At 67.3% G+C, this 21,092-nt stretch carries 21 protein-coding genes and 1 tRNA gene; 10 read left to right on the top strand and 12 right to left on the bottom strand.

Annotation, left to right across the window (positions count from 1 at the left end):
• Nucleotides 1-81 precede the first annotated feature (81 nt).
• On the bottom strand, nt 82-2,175 hold the full coding sequence (locus SPMU_RS12610) for a S9 family peptidase (protein WP_088334262.1): 2,094 nt from the start codon (nt 2,173-2,175) through the stop codon (nt 82-84).
• A 542-nt stretch (nt 2,176-2,717) separates the two neighbouring features.
• Nucleotides 2,718-3,479, bottom strand: coding sequence for a bifunctional 2-polyprenyl-6-hydroxyphenol methylase/3-demethylubiquinol 3-O-methyltransferase UbiG (gene ubiG / locus SPMU_RS12605; RefSeq protein WP_088334261.1), 762 nt, complete (start codon nt 3,477-3,479; stop codon nt 2,718-2,720).
• 52 nt (nt 3,480-3,531) lie between these two features.
• Here ubiG and SPMU_RS12600 point away from each other — a divergent pair, with 52 nt between their 5' ends.
• Entirely contained in the window at nt 3,532-4,788 is a 1,257-nt protein-coding gene (locus SPMU_RS12600; RefSeq protein ID WP_088334409.1) for an aspartate kinase, read from the top strand.
• Between the two features lie 142 nt (nt 4,789-4,930).
• Here the strand turns inward: SPMU_RS12600 and SPMU_RS12595 are convergent, their stop codons facing one another.
• A complete protein-coding gene (locus SPMU_RS12595; protein ID WP_088334260.1) occupies nt 4,931-5,347 on the bottom strand; it encodes a secondary thiamine-phosphate synthase enzyme YjbQ in 417 nt (138 codons plus the stop codon).
• Nucleotides 5,348-5,385: 38 nt separating this feature from the next.
• Between SPMU_RS12595 and SPMU_RS12590 the strand changes: the two genes are divergently transcribed.
• A complete protein-coding gene (locus tag SPMU_RS12590; RefSeq protein WP_425442185.1) occupies nt 5,386-6,423 on the top strand; it encodes an NAD(P)H-dependent flavin oxidoreductase in 1,038 nt (345 codons plus the stop codon).
• Between the two features lie 64 nt (nt 6,424-6,487).
• Here SPMU_RS12590 and glsA read toward each other — a convergent pair whose 3' ends face one another.
• A complete protein-coding gene (gene glsA / locus SPMU_RS12585; protein ID WP_088334259.1) occupies nt 6,488-7,444 on the bottom strand; it encodes a glutaminase A in 957 nt (318 codons plus the stop codon).
• Between the two features lie 174 nt (nt 7,445-7,618).
• On the opposite strand from glsA, the gene SPMU_RS12580 reads away from it, so the two are divergent.
• From SPMU_RS12580 to pal, 7 genes are all read left to right on the top strand, one after another.
• Nucleotides 7,619-8,506, top strand: a complete 888-nt coding sequence (locus SPMU_RS12580; protein WP_088334258.1) for a hypothetical protein — start codon at nt 7,619-7,621, stop codon at nt 8,504-8,506.
• Nucleotides 8,507-8,578: 72 nt separating this feature from the next.
• Nucleotides 8,579-9,046, top strand: a complete 468-nt coding sequence (gene ybgC / locus SPMU_RS12575) for a tol-pal system-associated acyl-CoA thioesterase (RefSeq protein ID WP_088334257.1) — start codon at nt 8,579-8,581, stop codon at nt 9,044-9,046.
• Nucleotides 9,043-9,735, top strand: coding sequence for a protein TolQ (tolQ, locus tag SPMU_RS12570; protein ID WP_088334256.1), 693 nt, complete (start codon nt 9,043-9,045; stop codon nt 9,733-9,735). Before ybgC ends, tolQ begins: the two co-directional genes overlap by 4 nt.
• 95 nt (nt 9,736-9,830) lie before the next feature.
• Nucleotides 9,831-10,214: a protein TolR gene (gene tolR / locus SPMU_RS12565; protein WP_245833267.1), complete on the top strand. Its 384-nt coding sequence runs from the start codon at nt 9,831-9,833 to the stop codon at nt 10,212-10,214.
• A 6-nt stretch (nt 10,215-10,220) separates the two neighbouring features.
• Nucleotides 10,221-11,336, top strand: coding sequence for a cell envelope biogenesis protein TolA (locus SPMU_RS12560; protein ID WP_088334254.1), 1,116 nt, complete (start codon nt 10,221-10,223; stop codon nt 11,334-11,336).
• 145 nt (nt 11,337-11,481) lie between these two features.
• Nucleotides 11,482-12,903, top strand: a complete 1,422-nt coding sequence (gene tolB, locus SPMU_RS12555; protein ID WP_088334253.1) for a Tol-Pal system beta propeller repeat protein TolB — start codon at nt 11,482-11,484, stop codon at nt 12,901-12,903.
• A gap of 46 nt (nt 12,904-12,949) precedes the next feature.
• The gene (pal, locus tag SPMU_RS12550; protein WP_088334252.1) at nt 12,950-13,465 is read left to right on the top strand and encodes a peptidoglycan-associated lipoprotein Pal; all 516 of its coding nucleotides are present in this window, start codon (nt 12,950-12,952) and stop codon (nt 13,463-13,465) included.
• Between the two features lie 235 nt (nt 13,466-13,700).
• On the opposite strand, the gene SPMU_RS12545 is transcribed toward pal, so the two are convergent.
• The 8 genes from SPMU_RS12545 to SPMU_RS12510 form a co-directional block, all read right to left on the bottom strand.
• A complete protein-coding gene (locus SPMU_RS12545; RefSeq protein WP_088334251.1) occupies nt 13,701-13,889 on the bottom strand; it encodes a Trm112 family protein in 189 nt (62 codons plus the stop codon).
• Entirely contained in the window at nt 13,886-14,503 is a 618-nt protein-coding gene (locus SPMU_RS12540; RefSeq protein ID WP_088334250.1) for an LON peptidase substrate-binding domain-containing protein, read from the bottom strand. The genes SPMU_RS12545 and SPMU_RS12540 overlap by 4 nt, the downstream gene beginning before the upstream one ends.
• Entirely contained in the window at nt 14,500-15,396 is an 897-nt protein-coding gene (locus SPMU_RS12535) for a tetratricopeptide repeat protein (protein ID WP_088334249.1), read from the bottom strand. Before SPMU_RS12535 ends, SPMU_RS12540 begins: the two co-directional genes overlap by 4 nt.
• A gap of 114 nt (nt 15,397-15,510) precedes the next feature.
• Nucleotides 15,511-16,359, bottom strand: a complete 849-nt coding sequence (locus SPMU_RS12530) for a TorF family putative porin (protein ID WP_088334248.1) — start codon at nt 16,357-16,359, stop codon at nt 15,511-15,513.
• 159 nt (nt 16,360-16,518) lie between these two features.
• Complete coding sequence (locus tag SPMU_RS12525; protein ID WP_088334247.1) at nt 16,519-18,063, bottom strand: SulP family inorganic anion transporter; 1,545 nt, start codon at nt 18,061-18,063, stop codon at nt 16,519-16,521.
• A complete protein-coding gene (locus tag SPMU_RS12520; protein ID WP_088334246.1) occupies nt 18,063-18,761 on the bottom strand; it encodes a carbonic anhydrase in 699 nt (232 codons plus the stop codon). The genes SPMU_RS12525 and SPMU_RS12520 overlap by 1 nt, the downstream gene beginning before the upstream one ends.
• A 28-nt stretch (nt 18,762-18,789) precedes the next feature.
• Nucleotides 18,790-20,166 (bottom strand): ATP-binding protein, encoded by a 1,377-nt coding sequence (locus SPMU_RS12515; RefSeq protein WP_245833264.1) that lies wholly within the window; start codon nt 20,164-20,166, stop codon nt 18,790-18,792.
• A complete protein-coding gene (locus SPMU_RS12510; protein ID WP_088334406.1) occupies nt 20,163-20,873 on the bottom strand; it encodes a response regulator transcription factor in 711 nt (236 codons plus the stop codon). The genes SPMU_RS12515 and SPMU_RS12510 overlap by 4 nt, the downstream gene beginning before the upstream one ends.
• A gap of 140 nt (nt 20,874-21,013) precedes the next feature.
• Here SPMU_RS12510 and SPMU_RS12505 point away from each other — a divergent pair.
• Nucleotides 21,014-21,088: transfer RNA gene (locus tag SPMU_RS12505), tRNA-Gly, on the top strand.
• Nucleotides 21,089-21,092 lie beyond the last annotated feature (4 nt).

Here is a 21,092-nt window from a genome sequence, read left to right as displayed (position 1 = left end):
GCAATCCGACATGAGCGCGACAACCTGTGCGCAGGAACTGCCGCCGCGCCGGTGGTCGGGGCGCGGCGGCGGGTTGCACGATCAGTTGGTGGGCGTCGCCACCGCTGCGGGCGGTGCCGCGTTCCGATAACGATCAAACCAGGCGAGGATAGCGCTGGCCTTGGCCGCCGATTGCGACGGGCGGCTGGTGAAGCCGCCGTGGCTGGCACCCGGCACCTTGACCAAGGCGGTGGGGACATTGGCGATCTGGAGCGCGGCATAATATTGCTCGCTCTCCGAAACCGGCGTCCGATAATCCTCGCTGCCGACCACCACCAACGTCGGTGTCTTGACGTTGCCGACGAGGCTCAGGGGCGAGCGGTTCCAATAGCCCATCGGATCTTCCCACGGCAGCTTGGTGAACCAGTAGCGCGACGTGAACAGCGTGTTGTCCATCGTGAGCGATTCGCTGATCCAGTTGATCACCGGCTTCTGCGTCGCCGCCGCCTTGAACCGGTTCGTCTTGCCGACGATCCATGAGGTCAGCACGCCGCCGCCCGAGCCGCCGGTGACGAACAGGTTGTTGGGATCGGCCACCCCTTCGGCGATCGTCGCGTCCACCGCGGCCATCAGATCGTCGTAATCCTGGCTGGGATAATTCTTGTCGATCAGATTGGCGAATTCGGCGCCATAGGAGGTGGAGCCGCGCGGGTTGGTCCACAGCACCGCATAACCGCCCGACGCGTAGAGCTGCACGTCGGTGGCGAACATCGGGCCATAAGCCGAATGCGGGCCGCCGTGAATTTCGAGGATCAGCGGCACGCGGGTGCCGGGCTGCCAACCCGGCGGTGTCGCGAGCCAGGCGTTGATCGGGCGACCGTCCGGCGCCGTCACCGCGACCTTGCGCACCGGTGCCAGCGTCTTCGACGCAGTGAGCACCTGATTGAGGTTCGTCAGGCGGCGCGGCTTGCCGCCGCTCCACACCCAGACGTCGGCCGGGGCCGAGGCGTCGCCGCCGGTGTAGGCGATCGTGCCGCCGCGCGAGACGGAGAAATCGCCGCCGGTGTACGGGCGGTCCAATCCGCCGCCGGCGAGATTGTCGGCCAGCACCGTGGAACGGCCGTCGAGGCCGACCCGCGCGATCTTGCGCCGACCCTTGTCATCATAGCTGGCGTAAAGCGCGCGGCCGTCGTCCGCCCAAAGCGCGTCCTCGATCGAACGATCAAGCGATGCCGTGAGTGAGCGCGGCGCGGCAGCGTTTGCGTCACCGACGTAGAGCTCGGCATTGGTATAAGCGCGGCGCTGGTCGTCGAAGCCGATCCAGGCGATGCGGCTGCCGTCGCGCGAGAAGCGCGGGGCGCCATCGGGGCCGTCGCGGCTGGTGAGCGTGCGCATCGCGCCGGAATTGACGTCAACGGCGATAACCTCGGAGTTCATCACCTGGCGCTCGGCATCGGCACCGCGGATCGCGGAGAAGAGGATCGTGCGGCCGTCTGCGCTCCACGATAGCGGGCCGCCATCGTCGAAATTGCCGAAGGTGAGCTGGCGCGCCGCGCCGCCATCCGCCGCGGCGACGAACAGATGGCTGTAGCCGGGCTTGCGATAGCCGGGACCATCGTTGCGATAGGTGACACGGTCGATCACTTCGAGCGGCTCGGCCCATTTCGCGCCCTCGGGCTTGGCGGGCGCCTTGCCGAGCTTGGTCGCTTCGCCAGCGACCTTGGCGACATAGGCGAGGCGGGTGCCGTCGGGCGACCAGGACAGGCTGTTGGGATCGCCGGGCAGGCTAGTGACGCGGGCGCTGGCACCGGTCGCGACCCAGCGGACGAACAATTGCGAACGATCGCCATCGGTGGCGACATAAGCGACGCGCGTGCCGTCAGGCGACCAGCGCGGGCTGGAGCCGTTGGTGGCGAAGGGCGATTGCTTGCCGCTCGCGACGTCGATCAGCCAGAGCGAGGATTGCATTCGATCGGTCATGATGTCGCCGGTGCGGCGGACATAGACGATCGTGCGGCCGTCAGGGCTGATCTGCGGATCGGCGGCGATGGAGAGGCCGAACAGGTCGTTACCGGTGAAGGTGCGGCTGGGGCCGTCCGCGGGAGCGGCGTTCGATTGCTGCTGCGCTGTTGCGGGAAGGGCGAGCGCGGGGAGCGCAACGGTGGTGCAGGCAAGAAGGAAAGCGAGACGGCGCATTGGGTTACTCCGGCGTGGTGCCGCGTATGAAGCGCGAACAGCGGCTGTGCGCAAGCGGGGGCGGGTTTCTTTGGGGCGTCGGTAAAGCGAAGATACGCCCTGCATGTGCCCTGATGCCCGTTTTCACATCGCTAGCGTTTCCAGCCTGCGCCGGGATCGCGTCGTGGAAGCACCGTCGCTCGCTCCTCCGACCTCTACCCCCGCGGCACCATGGATCCCGGCACAAGGCCGGGATGACGGCGTGGGTAGGCGTAGGTTGCGCTTGGGCCGCGCACCGGGGTGATCAGACACCTCAGTGTGGCGAGGTGGAACGGGTGCCGCCGCCCGACCTAGGATAACTGATGCCGCGTGTCTCGAACCGTTAGTCCTGCGCGAGAGCGCGCCGGACGTAAGGGTCGGATGAGCTGATCAGCAGCACTCCTTGCGTCATCCCGGCCTTGTGCCGGGATCCAGAGTTCCACGGGTGACCTCGCTCGCTCCTCCAGCTTCTGCCTTCCCGGCGCCCTGGAGCCCGGCACGACGGGGTGGGGGCGGGTTGCGCTTTAGGCGCGCACTGCCGTGATCAGGTAATTCAGCGCGAGCGAGTCCGAGAGGCTGAAGCCGCCAGTGGGGGAATAGGTGATGCCGCGGGTGTCGCGCACCGTCAGGCCGGCGCGCGTCAGCATGGTGCCAAGCTCTTCGGGCGTGACGAACTTGTCCCAATCATGCGTGCCGCGCGGGATCCGACCGGTGCCTTCGGCGAGCGTGATCATCGCAAGGCGCGATACCGGCGTGCGATTGGGGGTGGAGAGGATCAGCAGGCCGCCGTCCGCCAGCGCCCCCGCCAGCCCGGCCACGAATGCTGCCGGATCGGCGACATGCTCGATCACCTCGAGGCAGGTGACGAGATCGAACTGCTCGCCCGCCAGCGCCTCGATGCCGCCGGCGCGGTAATCGATGGAGAGCCCGCTGGCGGCGGCGTGCGCGCGGGCGACGGCGATATTCTCCGCCGCGGCATCGACGCCGGTGACGGCTGCGCCCAGACGCTTCAGCGGCTCCGCGAGCAGCCCGGCGCCGCAGCCGACATCAAGCGCGGTCTTGCCGGCGAGCGGGGTGAAGCTGTGCGGATCGAGATCGAAATGCCGATCGGCCTGTTCGCGGATGTAGCGCAGGCGCACCGGGTTCAGCCGGTGGAGCATCGCCGACGAACCGCGTGGATCCCACCAATCCTTGGCCATTTCACCGAAATGCGCCGCCTCGCGCGCGATCACGCTGCCGTGCTCACCCGACGGAGCGGTATCAGTTGTTACAGTTGCGTCCACCATGGGCCACTCCTATCAGGCGCGCCTGTTTTCCCCAAGCTTCGAGAGTTTTTCCGTGGCCCGCATCGTCATGAAATTCGGCGGCACCTCGATGGCGGGGATCGAGCGGATTCGCTCGGTCGCGGCGCGGGTGAAACGCGAAGTGGCGGCGGGCAACGAAGTGGCGGTGGTCGTTTCCGCGATGGCGGGCGAGACCGACCGGCTGGTCAATTTCTGCCGCGAGGCGAGCGCGCTGTACGACGCCAAGGAATATGACGTCGTCGTTTCGGCGGGCGAGCAGATCACCAGCGGGCTGCTGGCGATCGCGTTGCAGGCGATCGGCGTGCCGGCGCGATCGTGGATGGGATGGCAATTGCCGATCGCCACGTCCGACGCCTTTGCCAAGGCACGGATCGAGACGATTGATGCCGAGGCGCTGCTTGCCAGCATGGGCGCGGGCGAAGTGGCGGTGATCCCCGGTTTCCAGGGCGTGCATGAGAAGCGCGTCACCACGCTCGGGCGCGGCGGATCGGATACGTCGGCGGTGGCGGTGGCGGCGGCGATCAAGGCCGATCGCTGCGACATCTACACCGACGTCGACGGCGTCTACACCACCGACCCCAGGATCGTGCCGCGCGCGCGCAAGCTCGCCAAGGTGACGTATGAGGAGATGCTGGAGCTCGCCAGCGTCGGCGCCAAGGTGCTGCAGACGCGCTCGGTGGGCCTGGCGATGAAGGAAAATGTCCGCGTCCAGGTGCTCTCGTCGTTCACCGGCGAGGACGCACCGATGGCGGATACATTGCCCGGCACGATGATCGTGGGCGAAGAGGAGGTTGAAGACGTGGAACGCCAGCTGATCACCGGCATCGCGCACGACAAGAACGAAGCAAAGATCACGCTGACCGCCGTGCCGGACAAGCCGGGTTCGGTGTCGGCGATCTTCGAGCCGCTCGCGGCCGCGAACATCAACGTCGACATGATCATCCAGAATATCGCGCACGGCTCGCGATCGACCGACGTGACGTTCACCGTCCCGGCGGCGGATCTCGCGCGCTCGATCGAGACGCTGAACCAGGGCCGGGCGGCGATCGGCTTCGAGGAGCTGGTGCATGACACGCGGGTGGCGAAGATCAGCGTCGTTGGCGTTGGCATGCGCAGCCATGCGGGCGTGGCGAGCACGATGTTCTCGACGCTGGGCGCGCGTGGGATCAACATCCTTGCGATCTCGACCAGCGAGATCAAGGTCAGCGTGCTGATCAACGAGGATGAGACCGAGCTGGCGGTGCGCGTGCTGCACACGGCTTATGGCCTGGACGCGGACGAAGCGGCGTAAGCGCGTTTTGCGCGAATGTTGAGAAAGTTGAGGCGCTGGCGCGGTTCTCTCAACATTCGCCGTTCCCCTTTCCACGGTGCCCTTGCCTTTTACATCGGGCCGGGCGCTGTAGGACAGCCGATGGCGCGGGCGGTACCCGGCATCATTCGCCGATGAGGTGAAGCGCAACCTGCCGCCGGTGGGCGCTGCGGCGGTGCTCGAAGATATAGATGCCCTGCCAGGTGCCGAGCGCGGGGCGGCCATCGCGCACCGGGATCGTGAGGCTCGTCGCGGTGACGGCGGAGCGCAGGTGCGCGGGCATGTCGTCCGGGCCTTCGTCGTCATGTTCGTAGTCGCGCGATTCGGGGGCGATGCGCGCGATCCAGCGTTCCAGATCGCGGCGGGCGGCCGGCGCGGCGTTTTCCTGGATCAGCAAGGAGGCGCTGGTGTGGCGGATGAAGAGGGTGAGAAGGCCCTCGGCGATGCCGGTGTCGGTGACCCAGGCGACCACCTCACGGGTGAATTCGTGCAAGCCCTGGCCAGGCGTCCTGATGCTCAGTTCGGTCGATTGTTGCCGCACGTTTGTCTCCGCGCCCGCGCCGGTGTAGCGGCGCAGGCATGAACGATACCTCCATTGACCGCTCCGGTTCCGCCCGCCTTGCCCGCCGCATGGAGCGCGGCGCGGCGTTTCTCGGCAGCGAGGTGGCCATCATGGCCGGGGCGATGAGCTGGGTAAGCGAGCGCAACCTTGTCGCCGCCATGTCCAACGCGGGCGGCTTTGGCGTGATCGCGTGCGGGGCGATGACGGTTGAGCTGCTCGATGCCGAGATCGCCGCAACCAAGGCACTGACCGACAAGCCGTTCGGCGTGAACCTGATCACCATGCACCCGGACCTGATGGCGCTGATCGAGGTGTGCGGCAAGCATCAGGTGGGCCATGTCGTGCTGGCGGGCGGCCTGCCGCCCAAGGGCTCGCTGGAGGCGATCAAGGCGTCTGGCGCCAAGGTGATCTGCTTTGCGCCGACGCTGGCGCTGGCGAAAAAGCTGATCCGATCGGGCGTCGACGCGCTGGTGATCGAGGGGATGGAAGCGGGCGGGCATATCGGCCCCGTCTCGACCAGCGTGCTGGCGCAGGAAATCCTGCCGGCGATCGCCAATGACGTGCCGGTGTTCATCGCCGGCGGGATCGGGCGCGGCGAGGCGATTGCGGGCTATCTCGATATGGGGGCGGCGGGTGTCCAACTCGGCACGCGCTTCGTGTGCGCGACCGAATCGATTGCGCATCCCAAGTTCAAGCAGGCGTTCATCCGCGCTTCCGCCCGCGATGCGGTGGCGAGCGTGCAGATCGATCCGCGCCTGCCGGTGATCCCGGTGCGTGCGCTGAAGAATGCGGGCGGCGAACTTTTCACCGCCAAGCAGCGCGAAGTGGCGCAGTCGCTTGATGAAGGCGCGGTGGCCATGGCCGAGGCGCAGCTGGCGATCGAGCATTATTGGGCCGGTGCGCTGCGCCGCGCGGTGATCGACGGCGATGTCGAGCATGGCAGCGTGATGGCGGGCCAGTCGGTCGGCATGGTGACCAAGGAAGAGCCGATCGCCGATATCCTGGCGACGCTGATGGCCGAGGCTGCGCAGGCCCTGGAGGCGCGCGCAGCCTGATTGCGTAGGGGCGCGCGCACCGGCCGGACGATCGGGTGGGCGCGCCGCGTTTCAGCGGATCATTTCAGCCGATCAGGGGCGGGCCGAAGACGGACCAGCCGGTGCGGTGCGCGAGCATTTCCAGCGCGCGCACGCCCAGCATGGAATTGCCATGCTGATCGAGGTTCGGCGACCAGACCGCGATCGCCGCGGTTTCGGGCACCACGGCGAGGATGCCGCCACCGACGCCGCTCTTCGCCGGTAGCCCGACGCGGAGCGCGAAGTCGCCCGATCCGTCATAATGGCCACAGGTCATCATCAGCGCGAGCAGCTTGCGCATGCGTGTCGCCACCGCATCCGCCTCTTCATCCTGGGGATTGCGCCGCGTGCGCGCGAGGAAGAGCCCGGTCCGCGCGAGGCCCTCGCAATCCAGCATGATGGCGCATTGCTTGACATAAGCCTCCATCACCTCGTCCAGCGATGAGCGCAGATTGCCGTGGTGACGCATGAAGCTCATCATCGCGCGGTTGAGATCGCCGCCCTCATGCTCGGAGGCGAGCACCTCCTCGTTGAGCGCGACCTCGTCCTGCTGGCCGTGATGGCGCACGAAATCGACGACGGCGCGGGCCTGCGTATCATCGTCGAGCGATTCGACCAGGATGTCGACCACTGCCAAGGCGCCGGCATTCACGAAAGGGTTGCGCGGGATGCCGCCCGTTCGCTCCAGATCGACGATCGAGTTGAACGGATCGCCCGACGGCTCGCGGCCGACCCGCTTGAACACGTCATCGCCGATCGCGCACAGCGCCAGTTCCAGCGCGAATACCTTGGCGATGCTTTGCAGGGGGAAGGGGGTGTCCGCCGCGCCGCCGAGCACCATGTCGCCGTTGATGGTCGCCACCGCGATCCCGAACGGGCCGGGAGCGAGCCCTTCTTCCTTGGCATCCCCGGCGCGCTCGATCTCGGCCGCATTGGCTTCGACCTCGCGGGCGATCTCCGTGACGATCCGGCGCAATTCACCCGCCGCTTCCGTTTCCGCCATTATTGCTCCGATCTTGATCCAGGTTGCGTGGACAACGTCGATCGGGCGCGTCTGGTGCCCTGTTGACGGCGGTCTCGGCCTCGGTCCGGCGCAAGGATCACCATCCTTTACCTCGCGTTCACCAAATGCGCGGCACAGCGTTGTTCGGGAGCGCCGGGGGAGAACGGAGCCGCCATGTTACGCGTCACACAAGCCATCGTCGCCGTTGCCGCCATTGCTGCGGTGACAGCCTGTGCCTCACGGCCGAAGGAAGTGGCGGTCGTGATGCCGCCGCCCGAGCCGGCGCCTGTTCCCGTTTATGTCACCCCCCCGATCACGCCGATCAATCGCGGCCTCTCGCCCGCAGCGACGGTGTGGCACATGCGCGTGGCGTTGAACGTCGCCGCGCTCGCCTGTCGCGGGGCGCAGGAAGCCACGATCGTGCAGCGCTACAATGCCCTGCTCAGCGCGCACAAGCCGACGCTGGCGAGCGCCGAAACCCAGCTGGAGGCGCAATATCGCGCCGGGGGCGGCGATTGGCAGGATCGCTACGACGATGCGATGACCCGGCTCTATAATTTCTTTTCGCAAGCGCAGGCCCGCGAGGCGTTCTGCACGGCGGCGGTTGCGACGCTGACCGAGGCGGAGCGGCTGGCGCCAGGCGAATTGCAGGCATTTGCCGCGGCCGTTCTGCCCACGCTTGATGCGCCGTTTGCCGAGATGCTGGCGCCGCGCCCGATGATCGCGCTGAGCGCGCCGGCGGCGGCGCCGATCGTTGGCGCGGTGCCGGCTGGCGTGGAGGGACCGACCACTGGATACCCAGTCGCTGCGGCGGCAGCGGCAGCCCCGCGCGCCACCGTCACTCCGCCAGCGGCGGCGGGATCGCGGGCGGTTCCCGCGGCGGCACCGGCAAATTCAGGCGCTGCGCCTGCGGCTGCGGTGCGGCCGCCGGCGAGCGCAGTCCCACCTGCTGCCGGTGTGCGTGCACCAGCGGCGACCTTGGCCCCGGCCCCCGCCGGTGCGCCGGCCGTCGGGCGGCGCGTTCCGTGGATCGAGGTGGACTCGGGCGTTCTTCAGGACTGAGCCGGTCGGCATCCTGGAGCTACGCGTCTAGAGGACTACCCGCGGGCGCAACCTTCGGTTAACAACGGCGAAATGGAGACCGGCCACGCCGACCAGCCCGCAGGAGGGCGCTTTGCCGGCGTTGAGCATCGGCTGCCGGTGCGCGTCTATTTCGAGGACACGGACCTGTCCGGCGTCGTCTACCATGCCAATTACCTGCGCTTCATGGAGCGGGCGCGATCGGATATGCTGCGCCTCGCGGGCGTGGACCAGCGCGCCGCGCATGAAGCGGGCGAGGGCGCCTATGCCGTGGCGAGCCTTGCCATCCGTTACTTGGCACCGGCGCGGCTGGACGATGCCCTGGTGGTCGCCACCAGGGTGACGGCCGTGCGCGCGGCGAGTGTTTCCATTCATCAGAGAGTCATGCGCGACACGCTTGTGCTGGCCGAAGCGGAGGTCGTGGCGGCGCTGGTGGCGCCATCGGGGCGACCGCGGCGGCAACCGCGCGATTGGATCGACCGTTTCGACGCTCTCGTCGACAAGGGGGAAAAGAGGCCTTGAACCCGTTCTTGAATACCGACGCTGCCACGCTGTCCCCCGTTGCCCTGTTCCTGCAGGCGGACATCGTGGTGAAGCTGGTGATGTTCGGGCTGCTCGCCGCGAGCATCTGGACCTGGGCGATCATTTTCATGTTCTGGCGCAAGCTGGGCCGCACCCGGCGGGCGACCGAGGTTTTCGAGCGCGATTTCTGGAAGGCGGACGATGTGGACGCCTTTTACAAGGCGCGCGCGGAGGACGACCTGCCCAGCGCCCGCGTCTTCGCCGCGGGCGTGGCGGAATGGCGCCGCTCCACCCAAGGCGCAGTGATCGACCGTGCCGGTACGCGCGAGCGTCTGGCGACCACGATGGGCGCGGCGGTGGCGACCGAGATCGACAAATTGTCCGACCGGCTGAACGTGCTGGCGACGGTGGGATCGGTGGCGCCGTTCGTTGGCCTGTTCGGCACGGTGTGGGGCATCATGCGCAGCTTCACCAGCATCGCGAGCGAACAGAACACCAGCCTTGCCGTGGTGGCGCCGGGCATTGCCGAGGCGCTGTTCGCCACCGCGATCGGCCTGTTCGCGGCGATTCCGGCCGTGATTGCGTACAACCGCTTCAGCCACGGCATCAACCGGATCGAAGCGCGGCTGAACCGTTTCGCCGACGGGTTCCACGCGACCTTGTCGCGCCAGCTGGACCGCGAGCGGTGAGTGCCGGGCACGTTGTCATGATCCTGAACGACCGGAAGGGCTGAGCCGTGGCGATGCAGCTTCCCTCGCAGCGGTCCGGCGGGCGCCGGGCGCCGATGGCTGATATCAACGTGACGCCGCTCGTCGACGTCATGCTCGTGCTCTTGATCATCTTCATGGTCACCGCGCCGCTGCTGACGGCGGGCGTGCCGGTGAACCTGCCCGACAGCCGCGCCAAGCCGCTGGACCAGGACAAGGAGCCGACCGAGATCTCGCTGGATGCGGACGGGCGGATCTTCATCGCCAAGGATGAGGTGAGCGAAGACGCGCTGGGCGAGCGCCTGGATGCCATTGCGGCGCAAGCGGGCGAGGGCGATCCGCCGCAGGTTTATCTGCGCGCCGATCGGGCGCTGGATTACGGGCGCGTGATGCGGGTGATGGGCGAGCTCAATCGCGCCGGGCTGAACCGCGTCGCGCTGGTGACGATCGGCGACGAGTAAGCTTTGATGGAGCGGGCGGAAAAGGTCGGACTTGGCGTAGCGGGCGCAGGGCATGTGATCCTGTTCGGCCTGCTGTCTGTCGGCTTCCTTTCGACCCCCAATCCGGAGAAGCTGAAGCAGCAGCCGATCGATGTCAGCCTGGTGAAGGACGTCGGGCTGGAAGCAACTGCGCCGCAGGCGGTGGAGCAGCCGGCGCAATCGATCGCGCCGGAGACCGGCGAGCCGGACGATGCCGCGCCGCCGGCTCCCGCTGAGCCAGCGCCCGAGCCGGCGCCGGCACCGCCGCAGCCGAGGCCAGAGCCGAAGCCCGCGCCGCCGGAGCCTGCGCCCAAGCCAGCCCCGCCGAAGCCTGCGCCCCCAAAGCCTGCGCCCAAGCCCGAGCCAAAGGTCGAGCCCAAGCCGAAACCCGCGCCGCCTAAGCCGCAGCCGGCGCCCAAGCCGGTCGAGAAGCCGAAGCCCCCGCCCAAGCCGAGGCCAGACCCTGCGGCCGAGCGCGCGGCGGCGCAGAAGGCCGCTGCGGCGGCAGCCGACGCCGCGGCGAAGCGCGCGGCTGCTGCCGCTGAGGCCAAAGCGGCAGCCGCGGCAAAGGCCCAAGCTGCAGCCGATGCCCGGGCCAAGGCGGCCGCCGATGCAAAGGCGAAGGCAGCGGCCGCGGCAAAGGCGCGCGGCACGGGATCGGACAGCCAATCCACCGCCACGCGTCCGCGCGGCGGGCGGCTGGGCGACGATTTCCTCAAGGGCCTGACGAGCGAGCCGTCGACGAGCCGTAGCCAGACCCCGCGCGCGGCGAAGATCGACGCGAGCGCGCTTGCCTCGATCGTGCAGGCGATCGCGCGCCAGATCCAGCCATGCGCCGATCGCCAGGTCGATCCGGGCCCCGGCGCCAATGAGATCGTGACCACGCTGAACCTGCGGTTGAACGAGAATGGCACGCTGGCGGCGACGCCAACGGTGGTGCGCCAGACAGGCGTGACCGGCGAGAACGAGCGTTATGCACAGCGAGTGAAGGACCTGGGCATCGCGGCGTTCAAGGGGTGTTCGCCGCTGAAGCTGCCGCCTGAATATTACGACACCCCCAACGGCGGGTGGAACAACATCAACTTCAAGTGGAAGCTGCGGTGACGATTGCGTGATGCCGTTCGCGACCCCGGGCCAATGCCGTTATGCCGGGATCAAGGCCGCTACATGCGTCGTTCATCTCGGCCCGTGAATGGCGGCAGTGGCTCCGTCATGGACCCAGGCCGCACGTCCGAGTGAGAGGAAGACGATGAAACGCTTTGCCCTGTTGGCCCCCCTCATCCTCGCTGCGCCGGTGATCGCGCAGGACGTGCCGCCGACGCCACTGGTGGCACCGGGAGCAGCCCCGCAGGCCAGGGCCCTGCCCGGGCAGGCGGGCGCGGCTGTGGCGCCGGCACAGGCGCCCGGCGGACCGCTGGAAGTCGACGTAACGGGCGGCATTTCGGCGCCGATGCCGATCGCCATTCCGTTCATGCCGGCGGCGGCGATCGCGCAAACGGCGGCGGGATCGACCGATGCCCTCGGCCGCCAGCTGGCCGAGATCGTCACCAACGATCTGCGCAATTCCGGTCTCTTCAATCCGCTGCCCCCGGCGCAGCTACGCACCGTCATGTTCCCCGAGGTGCAGGCGCCGACGTTCGATTACTGGGGCGGCACGGGCGCGCAGGCGCTGGTGCAGGGCTATATCCGCGCCAATGGCGACGGGACACTGACAGTCGGCTGTTATCTGTTCGACGTGTCGGCGCAGACCGAGCTGATGCGCCAGGGTTTCGTGGTCTCCCCGTCGGATTGGCGCCGGGCGGCGCACAAATGCGCCGACATGGTGTACACCCGGCTGACCGGCGAGGGGCCGTATTTCGACAGCCGCGTCGTCTATGTCTCCGAGACGGGGCCCAAGGGCAATCGCATCAAACGCCTGTCGATCATGGACCAGGACGGCGCCAACCACCGCTTCCTGACCAATGGCCAGTCGATCGTGCTCACCCCGCGCTTTTCGCCGAACCAGCAGTCGATCGTGTACATGAGCTATCTGGGGCGCGTGCCGGCGATCTATGTCTATGAGATCGGATCGGGGCGGCAGCGGCTGGTGGTGCAGAATGTCGCCACCACCTTTGCGCCGCGCTTCTCCCCCGATGGCCGCTGGATCCTGTTTTCGATGGCAACGGGCGGCAACACCGACCTGTATCGCGTGCCCGCTGCCGGAGGCACACCACAACGCCTGACCAATTCGCCCGGCATCGACACCGGCGGCAGCTATTCGCCGGACGGCAGCCGGATCGTGTTCGAGTCCGATCGCTCCGGCGGGCAGCAGCTGTATGTGATGAATGCGGACGGATCGAACCAGCAGCGCATCAGCTTCGGCGGTGGCCGCTACGGTACGCCGGCGTGGAGCCCGCGCGGCGACCTGATCGCGTTCACGCGCATGTCGGGTGGTTTCCGCGTCGGGATCATGAGCCCGAACGGCTCGGGCGAGAAGATCCTGACCAACAGCTGGCACGATGAAGGGCCGAGCTGGTCGCCCAATGGCCGCGTGCTGATCTTCTATCGCTCGGCGCAAGGGCGGAGCGGCAAGGCCGACCTGTGGTCGGTCGACCTGACCGGCGTGAACGAGCGGCGGGTGCCGACGCCGCTGGACGGATCGGACCCGTCATGGGGTCCGATTCGGCCGTAAAACTGTTATGACGGCTTCGAAGTTCGCAAAAACTGGGAGAACACAAATGGCGAGACTGACCACCACGATCCTGCTCGCGGCGGCGCTGGTGACCACGGCAGCCTGCTCCAAGAAGCGGCCGGAAGTTCTGCCGCCAGCACCGGGTGAAGCGCCTGCGTCGACCGGCGGCACGACCGGCCCGAACGATGGCACGGTGGTCCCGGGCTCGTCGGAGGACTTCAAGCGCTCGGTAACGAGCGACACGGTCAATTTCGCTCTCGACCAATATGATATCGACGGCACGGCGCGCGGCATCCTCGACAGCCAGGTCGGCTGGCTCCAGCGCTATCCGAACGTGCGCGTGACGATCGAAGGCCATGCCGACGAGCGCGGGACGCGTGAATACAACCTGGCGCTGGGCGATCGCCGCGCCAATGCCGCCAAAAATTACTTGGTGGCGCGCGGCGTTTCGCCGACCCGCATCACGACGATCAGCTACGGCAAGGAGCGGCCGCTGGCGCTGGGTTCGGACGAGGAAAGCTGGGCGCAGAACCGCCGTGCCGTCACGGTTGTGCTGAACTGATCATTGGCCGTGGCATGGCGGGGCGATGGTGCCCTGCTGTGCCGCGGCAGACGAGCTGGCCGGCCTGCTGCTGAGGACGTGCTGGCGCGGCCGCGTTTGCGGGTGCCGAGACCGCGGTGCCCGGCACATCGCCATCCCAGCGCTTTGCTCTTAGGCCCAGCCTACCTGGGGCGATCGTGTGACGGCGTCAAAGGGGCTTGGGTTGTGGGCCGGGCTGCATACCGGCAGCCGCCGCTCACTCGCTGGTGGTGCCGCCCTCCAGCATCCGCGCTTCTTCGATCAGCAGCACGGGCACGCCCTCGCGAATGGGGTAGGCGAGGCCGGCGGCGGGGGAGAGAAGCTCGCCCGCTTCCTCGTCCAGCGTGAGCGGCGTGCGCGTGACGGGGCAGACGAGCCGTTCCAGGAGCCAGGGATCAATCGTCATTGCAGGGTGACCCGGTCGTCGCCGTCATGGCGTCCGAAGAACTGCATCAGCTGCACGATCAGGTCCGCCCGGATGGCAATGCCCTGCGCCTCCAGCAATGCCTGCTTGGCGGCGACATCGAACGGCGCGATCTGCGCGATGCCGTTGACGAGGCTCTGATCGTCAAGCCGCGACACGGCCTCCCAATCGACCGCATAGCCCTGGCGATCGGCAAAGCGGCGCGCCTCCATCTCGAGCGACGCGCGCGAGCCGAGCGAGAGCGTTTCGGGCTCGGGCGCGGGGATGAGCTCCGCCTCGACCTGGCGGAACAGCGTGGTGACGTCGAGTTCGCGCGTGACGCGGAACAGCGACAATCCTTCGAGAACCAGATTCGAGCGGCCGTCATCGAGCATCTCGATCTCGGCGATCCGCCCCACACAACCGACGTCGTAGAGCGCGGGCTTGTCGCCGGCACCCGCCTCCATGATGCGCGGCTGGATCATGCCGATCCGCCGATCGCGTGCCATGGCATCGGACACCATCGCACGATAGCGCGGCTCAAAGATATGCAGCGGCAAGTGCATGCCCGGAAACAGCAAGGCGCCGGGCAGGGGAAAGATGGAAAGCCGCGTCATCCGAACAGGATGGCGGAGAGCCGGCGGCGCTGCGCCGATACCCAGGGATCCTCCAGCCCCACCACTTCGAACAGCTTGAGGAGCTGCTGACGGGCCGCGCCATCGTTCCAGTCGCGTTCCTTCGCGGTGATGGCGAGGAAGCCGTCGGCCGCCGCATCGCGGTTGCCGGCCGCCATCTGGGCGTTGGCGAGATCGAAGCGCGCCTGGAGATCATCGGGATTGGCGGCGACGGCCGCCTCCAGCGGGGCCAGATCGTCGACCTGCGGCGCCGACTGCGCGAGCGCGAGCGCGGCGCGGGCGCGTTCGATATCCGGGCGGCTGGCAACTTCCGCCGGCAGCGCTGCGAGGGCCGCTTCCGCCTCGTCATGCGCGCCTGCTGCCACCAGCGCACGGATGCGGCCGGACAGCACGGCGGGATGATCGGGCGCCATTTCGAACAATTGATCAAAGAGCGACAGCGCGCGTTCCACGTCGCCTTCGCCCAGCACCTGCTCGCCCATCGCGATCAGCGGCTCCAGCTCGGCCTCCTGCGACTGCGCCTCGCCCTCGATCGGCAATTGGCGCAGCAACTGATCGAGCGTGGCGCGAAGCTGCGATTCGGAGCGGGCGTTGGTGAGGTCCGCCACCAGCTGGCCCTGGAACATCGCGTAAACGGTGGGGATCGAGCGGATCTGGAATTGCGACGCGATGAACTGGTTCTTGTCGGTATCGACCTTGGCCAGCACCACGCCCTTGTCGGCATAGGCCGCGGCGACCTTCTCCAGCAGCGGTGTCAGCGCCTTGCACGGCCCGCACCATTCCGCCCAGAAATCGATAATGACGAGCTTCGTCATCGACGGATCGACCACGTCGCGGCGGAAGGCCTGAACGGCGTCCTTTTCCGCGGCACTCATTCCCAACGTCGCCAAGGGCTGCTCCCGATTAGTCTTTCGCCCCCTTATGTGGTGACGGGCCGGGGGAAGCAAACCCCCCGGCCCGCCAGGATGTTCAGTGGAGCGTCTGCCGGATCAGAATGCGGCCGACAGGCTGAACACCACGGTGGAGCCGGCAATCGAGCTGCCGTTCTTCGTCGAGGAGAAGTTCGGCTGGAGGTAGGCGCTTTCGCGTGCCGAGATGTCGGTATCGACATAGGCGGCCGACAGCGTGAGCGGCGTGCTGGGGATGGCGAAATCGGCACCGAGCAACCAGTCGATATATTCGCCGGTTGGAGCGGGGCTGGTGCCGTTCGGCCCGAGCCCGGCGTTGCCCTTGGAAAAGCCGACGTGGCCCTTCAGTGTGAGCGGCGTGTTCGGGATGCCGACGTTTCCGTCGGTCCAGACGTAGAGATTGTCGTTCTTCTTGCCGGGGCTGTTGGGGATGCCGGTCGCATAATCGGCACCTGAATTGTACCACTGGCCGATCGCCTCCTGCTTGGGCGCGTACGCGACGCCGACCAGCAGATTGGCGGGGCCCAGCGCGCCCGAGACCTTTACGAACGGCTCGGCAAAGTCGGTCTTGGAGAGGCCGCCGGGATACATGTACCACGTGAGGCCGGCGTCGAGCGTCACGCCCGGCGACACTTCGGTGCTGAAGCCGGCGAACAGGTCCAGCTCCATGTTGGAGCCGCCAAAGGTGCCCCATCCGGCAAGGTTGGAGGCCCAGGTGCCGACGTACAGGCCGCTTTCGTGGGAGACGGTCACGCCGCCCTGGATGGCGCCTTCCTTGTCGGTCTGGGAAACGCCGCGCAGCCGGTAGTCACTTGCGAGCGTGACACTGCCGCTGACCGTGATCGGCTTGGGCGGCTCTGCATTCTGGGCAGCGGCAGGGAGCGCGAGATATGCCAGGATGATGGCGGGAACGTATTTCAGTAACGTCATGGAACCTCCTGTTGGCAGAGGCTCCTCCTGCTTCCGATCCGCCCGCGCTCCTCCTCCCCCCGAGGGAGCGGTCGCGTGCTGGTCGGACACTTTGACGCTACCGCAGCAAACAAAACCTAACGTTGCTGAATAGCGTCAAAGTGTTTCTCAATACTCGCTTTACGCTGCGAGTGTGGCAATCCGGCCACGTTGTCCGCGCAGCTCCACCGGGTTGCCGGCGGCCTTGCGACGCTGGAACCAGTCGCGCAACAGCTCGGCCGTGGTGTGATCCACCGCATCCAGCTTCGACACGTCGAGACGCACAGGCGCGTTGGACGGCACGCGGTCCAGCGTGGCGGAGAGCTTCGGAAGCGTGACGAACGTCGCGGCGCCGTCGAGTTCAATTGCGTGCGCCTCGCCATCCCGCTGTTCGCTTACCTTAAGCTTCAGGCGACGAGCGTTGGGGATCAGCTCCAGAACGGTAAGCGCGATGCCGGTTAGGACACCTGTCAGCAGATCCGTTGCGACCACCATGAACAGCGTCACGGCCCAGATCGCCACCGGGAGCACGCCATAATCCTTGAACAGATGCTTGGCGTGCTTGAGGCTGACCAGGCGCCAGCCTGTCACCACCAGCACGGCGCCGAGCGATGCCATCGGAATGGCGCGCAGCAGCCAGGGGAGGAGCGCGACGAAGCCGAGGATCCAGATACCGTGCAGGATCGCGGAAGCGCGGGTCACGGCGCCGGCCTGAACGTTGGCCGAGCTGCGCACGATCACGCCCGTCATCGGGAGCGAGCCGGCGAAACCGCACAGAAGGTTGCCCACGCCCTGGGCGCGAAGCTCCTTGTTGTAATCGGTGCGCACGCCGTCGTGCATCTTGTCCACGGCGGCGGCCGAAAGCAGCGTTTCCGCCGAAGCGATGAAGGCGATGGCGACGGCGGCGGTCAGGATCGCCGGATCCATGAAGCGCGCGAGGAACCCGCTTTCGGGCGGCGCAATCGCGGCAACGATCGATTCGGGCACGACGACCTTCGCCACATCAAGCCCGAAGATCAGGGTGAGCATCGTTGCCGCCAGCACGCCGACCAACGCGCCCGGCAGCAGCCGCAGCGCCTGGGGGCGGATCTTCTCCCAGCCGACCATGGCACCAATGGTGACCAGCGCGAGCATGAACGCCAGCTCGGTCGCCCGGATATCGGACGAAAGGCCGAGCAGACGGCTCGGCATCGCAGCTAGATTTTCCGGGCCGGACGAGAGCGGTCGCTCGTCGAACAGCACGTGGAACTGACCAACAACGATCAGGACGCCGATACCCGCCAGCATGCCGTGCACCACGGCGGGGCTGATCGCGCGAAACCATCCGCCGAGACGAAAGATGCCGGCGGCGACCTGGATCGCGCCGGCAAGGATCAGGATCGGACCAAGCGCCGAGAGGCCCTGATCGCGAACAAGCTCGAATACGATAACGGCGAGGCCGGCCGCCGGACCGGAGACTTGCAGCGGCGAGCCGGCAAGGGCACCCACGACGATGCCGCCGATGATGCCGGTGATCAGCCCCTTCTCCGGCGCCACGCCAGACGCGACCGCAATGCCCATGCACAGCGGCATCGCGACCAGGAACACGACGATCGAGGCGGTAAGATCCCGCCCCAGGAACTTGATCGAGGGCACGGATACACCCGGCCGCTCGTCGGCCGTTGGGGCCACCGCTGCTTGGGTCATTACTCAGCTGCCTCTTGCGTGAGGAAGTCCGCCGCGAGGCGCTTTGCCGCGGGCAGAGCCACAGGGAGCGGCCGGTCGCCGCGCACCGATTCAAATCGGCCCGTCTCGCCGTTCAGCGCGAGCATCTGGCCAGCGTGGATGTCCACGAACCAGCCGTGAAGCGCGATCTCGCCGCGGGCGATCCCGGCTGCCACCGAGGGGTGGGTGCGCAGGTGGGCCAGCTGGGCGACGACGTTTTCGAGGCTGACCGCGCGGACCCGGTCACCGTCTTCCAGATCGGTGTAGCTTGAATCCACCACCTGGCGCGCGGCTGATCCATGCTTCAGCCACGCCACGACGTTGGGCATGGTTTCCAGCGCGGCGGGATCGCCGGCCAGCCCCTTCATCGCGCCGCAGTCCGAATGGCCGCAGACGATGATGTCGCGAATGCCGAGCGCCAGCACCGCATATTCCACGGTGGACGTGACGCCGCCATTCTGCGTGGCGTATGGCGGCACGATGTTGCCCGCGTTGCGACATACAAACAGGTCGCCGGGCTGTGCCTGCATGATCTGTTCGGGGACCACGCGCGAATCAGCGCAGCTAATCATCAACGCCTTGGGCTCCTGCCCGTGGTTCGCGAGCTTCGAGTAGAGCGCGCGGCTGTCCTCGTAGACCTTCTTTTCGAAGTCAAAGACGCGGCCGATCAGTTCGTTCACGGAAGCTGCTCCCAAAATAAGAAGCAGCCTAGATAGCTGAGGCGCCTTTCTGGACCGCAGCGGTGCCGTAACGTTTTGTGTCCGGCAGGGCCAATTGCGTGATCGGAAGCACCACAATCGCGACGAGCCCGTCCTCCGAATGATTGGCAAGGGTCAGCGTTCCGCCTTCTGCCTTGATCGCTTGAACGGCAATGGGCAGCCCCAGGCCAAAGCCGATGGTGTCGCGGCCACGCGCGGGATCGAGGCGGACAAAAGGCTCAAGGATGTGGGCCAGCTCCTCCTCCGGAACGCCGGGGCCGTTGTCGATCACCCGAACGGTGACGATGCCGTCGCCCGGCACGAGCTCCACGGTGGCGCACTGGCCGTACTTCAAAGCATTGTCGATCAGATTGGTCAGCGCGCGCTTGATCGCCAACCGGCGCAAGCGAAGCTCGAAATGGTCCGGGCCAATATAGGTCGCCACATGGCCGCGGTCGGTCGCATCATCGACCAAAGTTGCGCACAGGACGGCAAGATCCAGCGCGGACGGCTTTTCTGGATCACTGTCACCGCTCAGGAAGGCGAGCAATGACGCGATCATCGCCTCCATCTCCGAAATGTCGTGACCGATTGCCTCGCGCGTGTCGGCGCTGGCGATCGCTTCCGTCCTGAGGCGCAGGCGGGCAAGCGGGGTGCGCAGGTCATGCCCGACGGCAGCGAGCGATTGCGTGCGCGCCTCGATCAATGCGCCGATCCTTGCCTGCATCCGGTTGAACGCGCCGACCAAGCGGCGCACTTCGCGCGGGCCGTCCTCCGGAACGGCGCCGACGGGATCATGGCCGACGCGATCCGCCGCTTCCGCCAGCCGCCGCAGCGGGCGCAGCGCACGCCGCAGCATCAGCCCGCCCAAAACCATCAGCGCGATCGCCGGCACGAGGCCGAGCAGGATCCGCTCAAAGGCGAAATCAAGGCGCGCCACCGCGTTCAAGGTGCGGAAATGCAGCCAGCTGCCGTCACGCAGCCTGAGCGCCCCGCGCACCTTGGAGCTGCGGCCGGGCGAGATGAGGCGAAGCCGCAAGTCACCCGTCCGAAGGGTGGGTTCCCATTCCACGATCTGGCGGCGCATCGGATCAAGCGCCGGCTCGACCGCCGGGGGCAGCCCGGCCGCGCCGTCCCATTGCACTTCGTATCGCTCGGTCGTCAGCTCATGCGCCAGTGCCGGACGCTGCGCTGGCGTGCGATCCTCCAGCAGGCGGCGGCTGATGACGAGATGCTCGGCCAGCCGCCTTGCCTCGTCATCGCGGACGGAGAACTCGCTCGCCCGCTCGTACAGCAGGGTCGACACGCCGAATTCGATCACCATGGTGAGGAGCAGGATGGCGACGACCTGCCCAAGCAGGCCGACCGACGGCAGCCAGTGCCTCAACTGCGCTCCACCGGCACGTTCAGCATGTAGCCGACGCCGCGAACGGTCACGATGGGTGCTTGTTCGCCGGCGCTGGAAAGCTTGCGGCGGAGGCGGCTGACCAGCACGTCGATCGATCGATCCGAACTGTCGCCGAGCCGCGTGCGCGAAAGCTCGATAAGGCGTTCGCGGGCGATGACGCGCTGCGAATGATCGGCGAGCGCGACAAGGAGATCGAACTCCGCGCCCGTCAGGTCCACCGAGGCGCCGGTCGGCGAGGTGAGCTCCCGCCGGGGCAGGTTCACAGTCCAGCCTTCGAACTTCAGCAATCCCTGGTCGCCCTCACCCGAGCGGCGGTCCAGCGCCGGGCGGCGCAGCACGGCGCGCACCCGCGCGACCAGCTCGCGAACGCCGAACGGCTTGGCGATGTAATCGTCCGCGCCAAGCTCCAGCCCGACCACGCGATCGGTTTCGCTGGACCGCGCCGAGATGAAGATGATCGGGACGTCGCTTTTTTGCCGCAGCGAGCGGCACAGATCGATGCCGCTGGTGCCCGGGAGCATGATATCGAGCAGGACGAGATCGACCGGCCCGGCATCCAGCGCCAGCCACATCTCTGGCGCGGCGGAGGCAGGCCGCACATTGAAGCCGTTCTCCTGCAGCGCCCGCGTGGTGAGCGTCCGGAGCGCGGGATCGTCCTCGACGAGCAAGATGGTAGGCGCGGTCATGTCGGCAGCGAGGTAGGCGGTAAGGGCCGCTTCGGTCAATCTTTCGCAAGAATGTTGCAATTGGGGCTTGCGGGCCTCGAAACCCGCTGCTAGTGGCCGCGCGTCACCCAGCCCGGAGCTCTTCCGGGAATGACGCCAGAGCGGGCGTAGCTCAGGGGTAGAGCACAACCTTGCCAAGGTTGGGGTCGAGGGTTCGAATCCCTTCGCCCGCTCCAGTCG

Source organism: Sphingomonas mucosissima (assembly GCF_002197665.1).
Lineage (GTDB): Bacteria > Pseudomonadota > Alphaproteobacteria > Sphingomonadales > Sphingomonadaceae > Sphingomonas > Sphingomonas mucosissima.
This window is presented reverse-complemented; position numbering and strand designations above follow the sequence as displayed.

Excerpts from the sequence above, each read along its gene's own strand:
- SPMU_RS12610 (WP_088334262.1), bottom strand. The coding sequence starts at position 2,175 with ATGCGCCGTCTCGCTTTCCTTCTTGCCTGCACCACCGTTGCGCTCCCC.
- ubiG (WP_088334261.1), bottom strand. The coding sequence starts at position 3,479 with ATGGTGGACGCAACTGTAACAACTGATACCGCTCCGTCGGGTGAGCAC.
- SPMU_RS12590 (WP_425442185.1), top strand. The coding sequence starts at position 5,386 with ATGAACGATACCTCCATTGACCGCTCCGGTTCCGCCCGCCTTGCCCGC.
- glsA (WP_088334259.1), bottom strand. The coding sequence starts at position 7,444 with ATGGCGGAAACGGAAGCGGCGGGTGAATTGCGCCGGATCGTCACGGAG.
- SPMU_RS12580 (WP_088334258.1), top strand. The coding sequence starts at position 7,619 with ATGTTACGCGTCACACAAGCCATCGTCGCCGTTGCCGCCATTGCTGCG.
- ybgC (WP_088334257.1), top strand. The coding sequence starts at position 8,579 with ATGGAGACCGGCCACGCCGACCAGCCCGCAGGAGGGCGCTTTGCCGGC.
- tolR (WP_245833267.1), top strand. The coding sequence starts at position 9,831 with ATGGCTGATATCAACGTGACGCCGCTCGTCGACGTCATGCTCGTGCTC.
- SPMU_RS12560 (WP_088334254.1), top strand. The coding sequence starts at position 10,221 with ATGGAGCGGGCGGAAAAGGTCGGACTTGGCGTAGCGGGCGCAGGGCAT.
- tolB (WP_088334253.1), top strand. The coding sequence starts at position 11,482 with ATGAAACGCTTTGCCCTGTTGGCCCCCCTCATCCTCGCTGCGCCGGTG.
- pal (WP_088334252.1), top strand. The coding sequence starts at position 12,950 with ATGGCGAGACTGACCACCACGATCCTGCTCGCGGCGGCGCTGGTGACC.
- SPMU_RS12545 (WP_088334251.1), bottom strand. The coding sequence starts at position 13,889 with ATGACGATTGATCCCTGGCTCCTGGAACGGCTCGTCTGCCCCGTCACG.
- SPMU_RS12540 (WP_088334250.1), bottom strand. The coding sequence starts at position 14,503 with ATGACGCGGCTTTCCATCTTTCCCCTGCCCGGCGCCTTGCTGTTTCCG.
- SPMU_RS12535 (WP_088334249.1), bottom strand. The coding sequence starts at position 15,396 with ATGAGTGCCGCGGAAAAGGACGCCGTTCAGGCCTTCCGCCGCGACGTG.
- SPMU_RS12530 (WP_088334248.1), bottom strand. The coding sequence starts at position 16,359 with ATGACGTTACTGAAATACGTTCCCGCCATCATCCTGGCATATCTCGCG.
- SPMU_RS12525 (WP_088334247.1), bottom strand. The coding sequence starts at position 18,063 with ATGACCCAAGCAGCGGTGGCCCCAACGGCCGACGAGCGGCCGGGTGTA.
- SPMU_RS12510 (WP_088334406.1), bottom strand. The coding sequence starts at position 20,873 with ATGACCGCGCCTACCATCTTGCTCGTCGAGGACGATCCCGCGCTCCGG.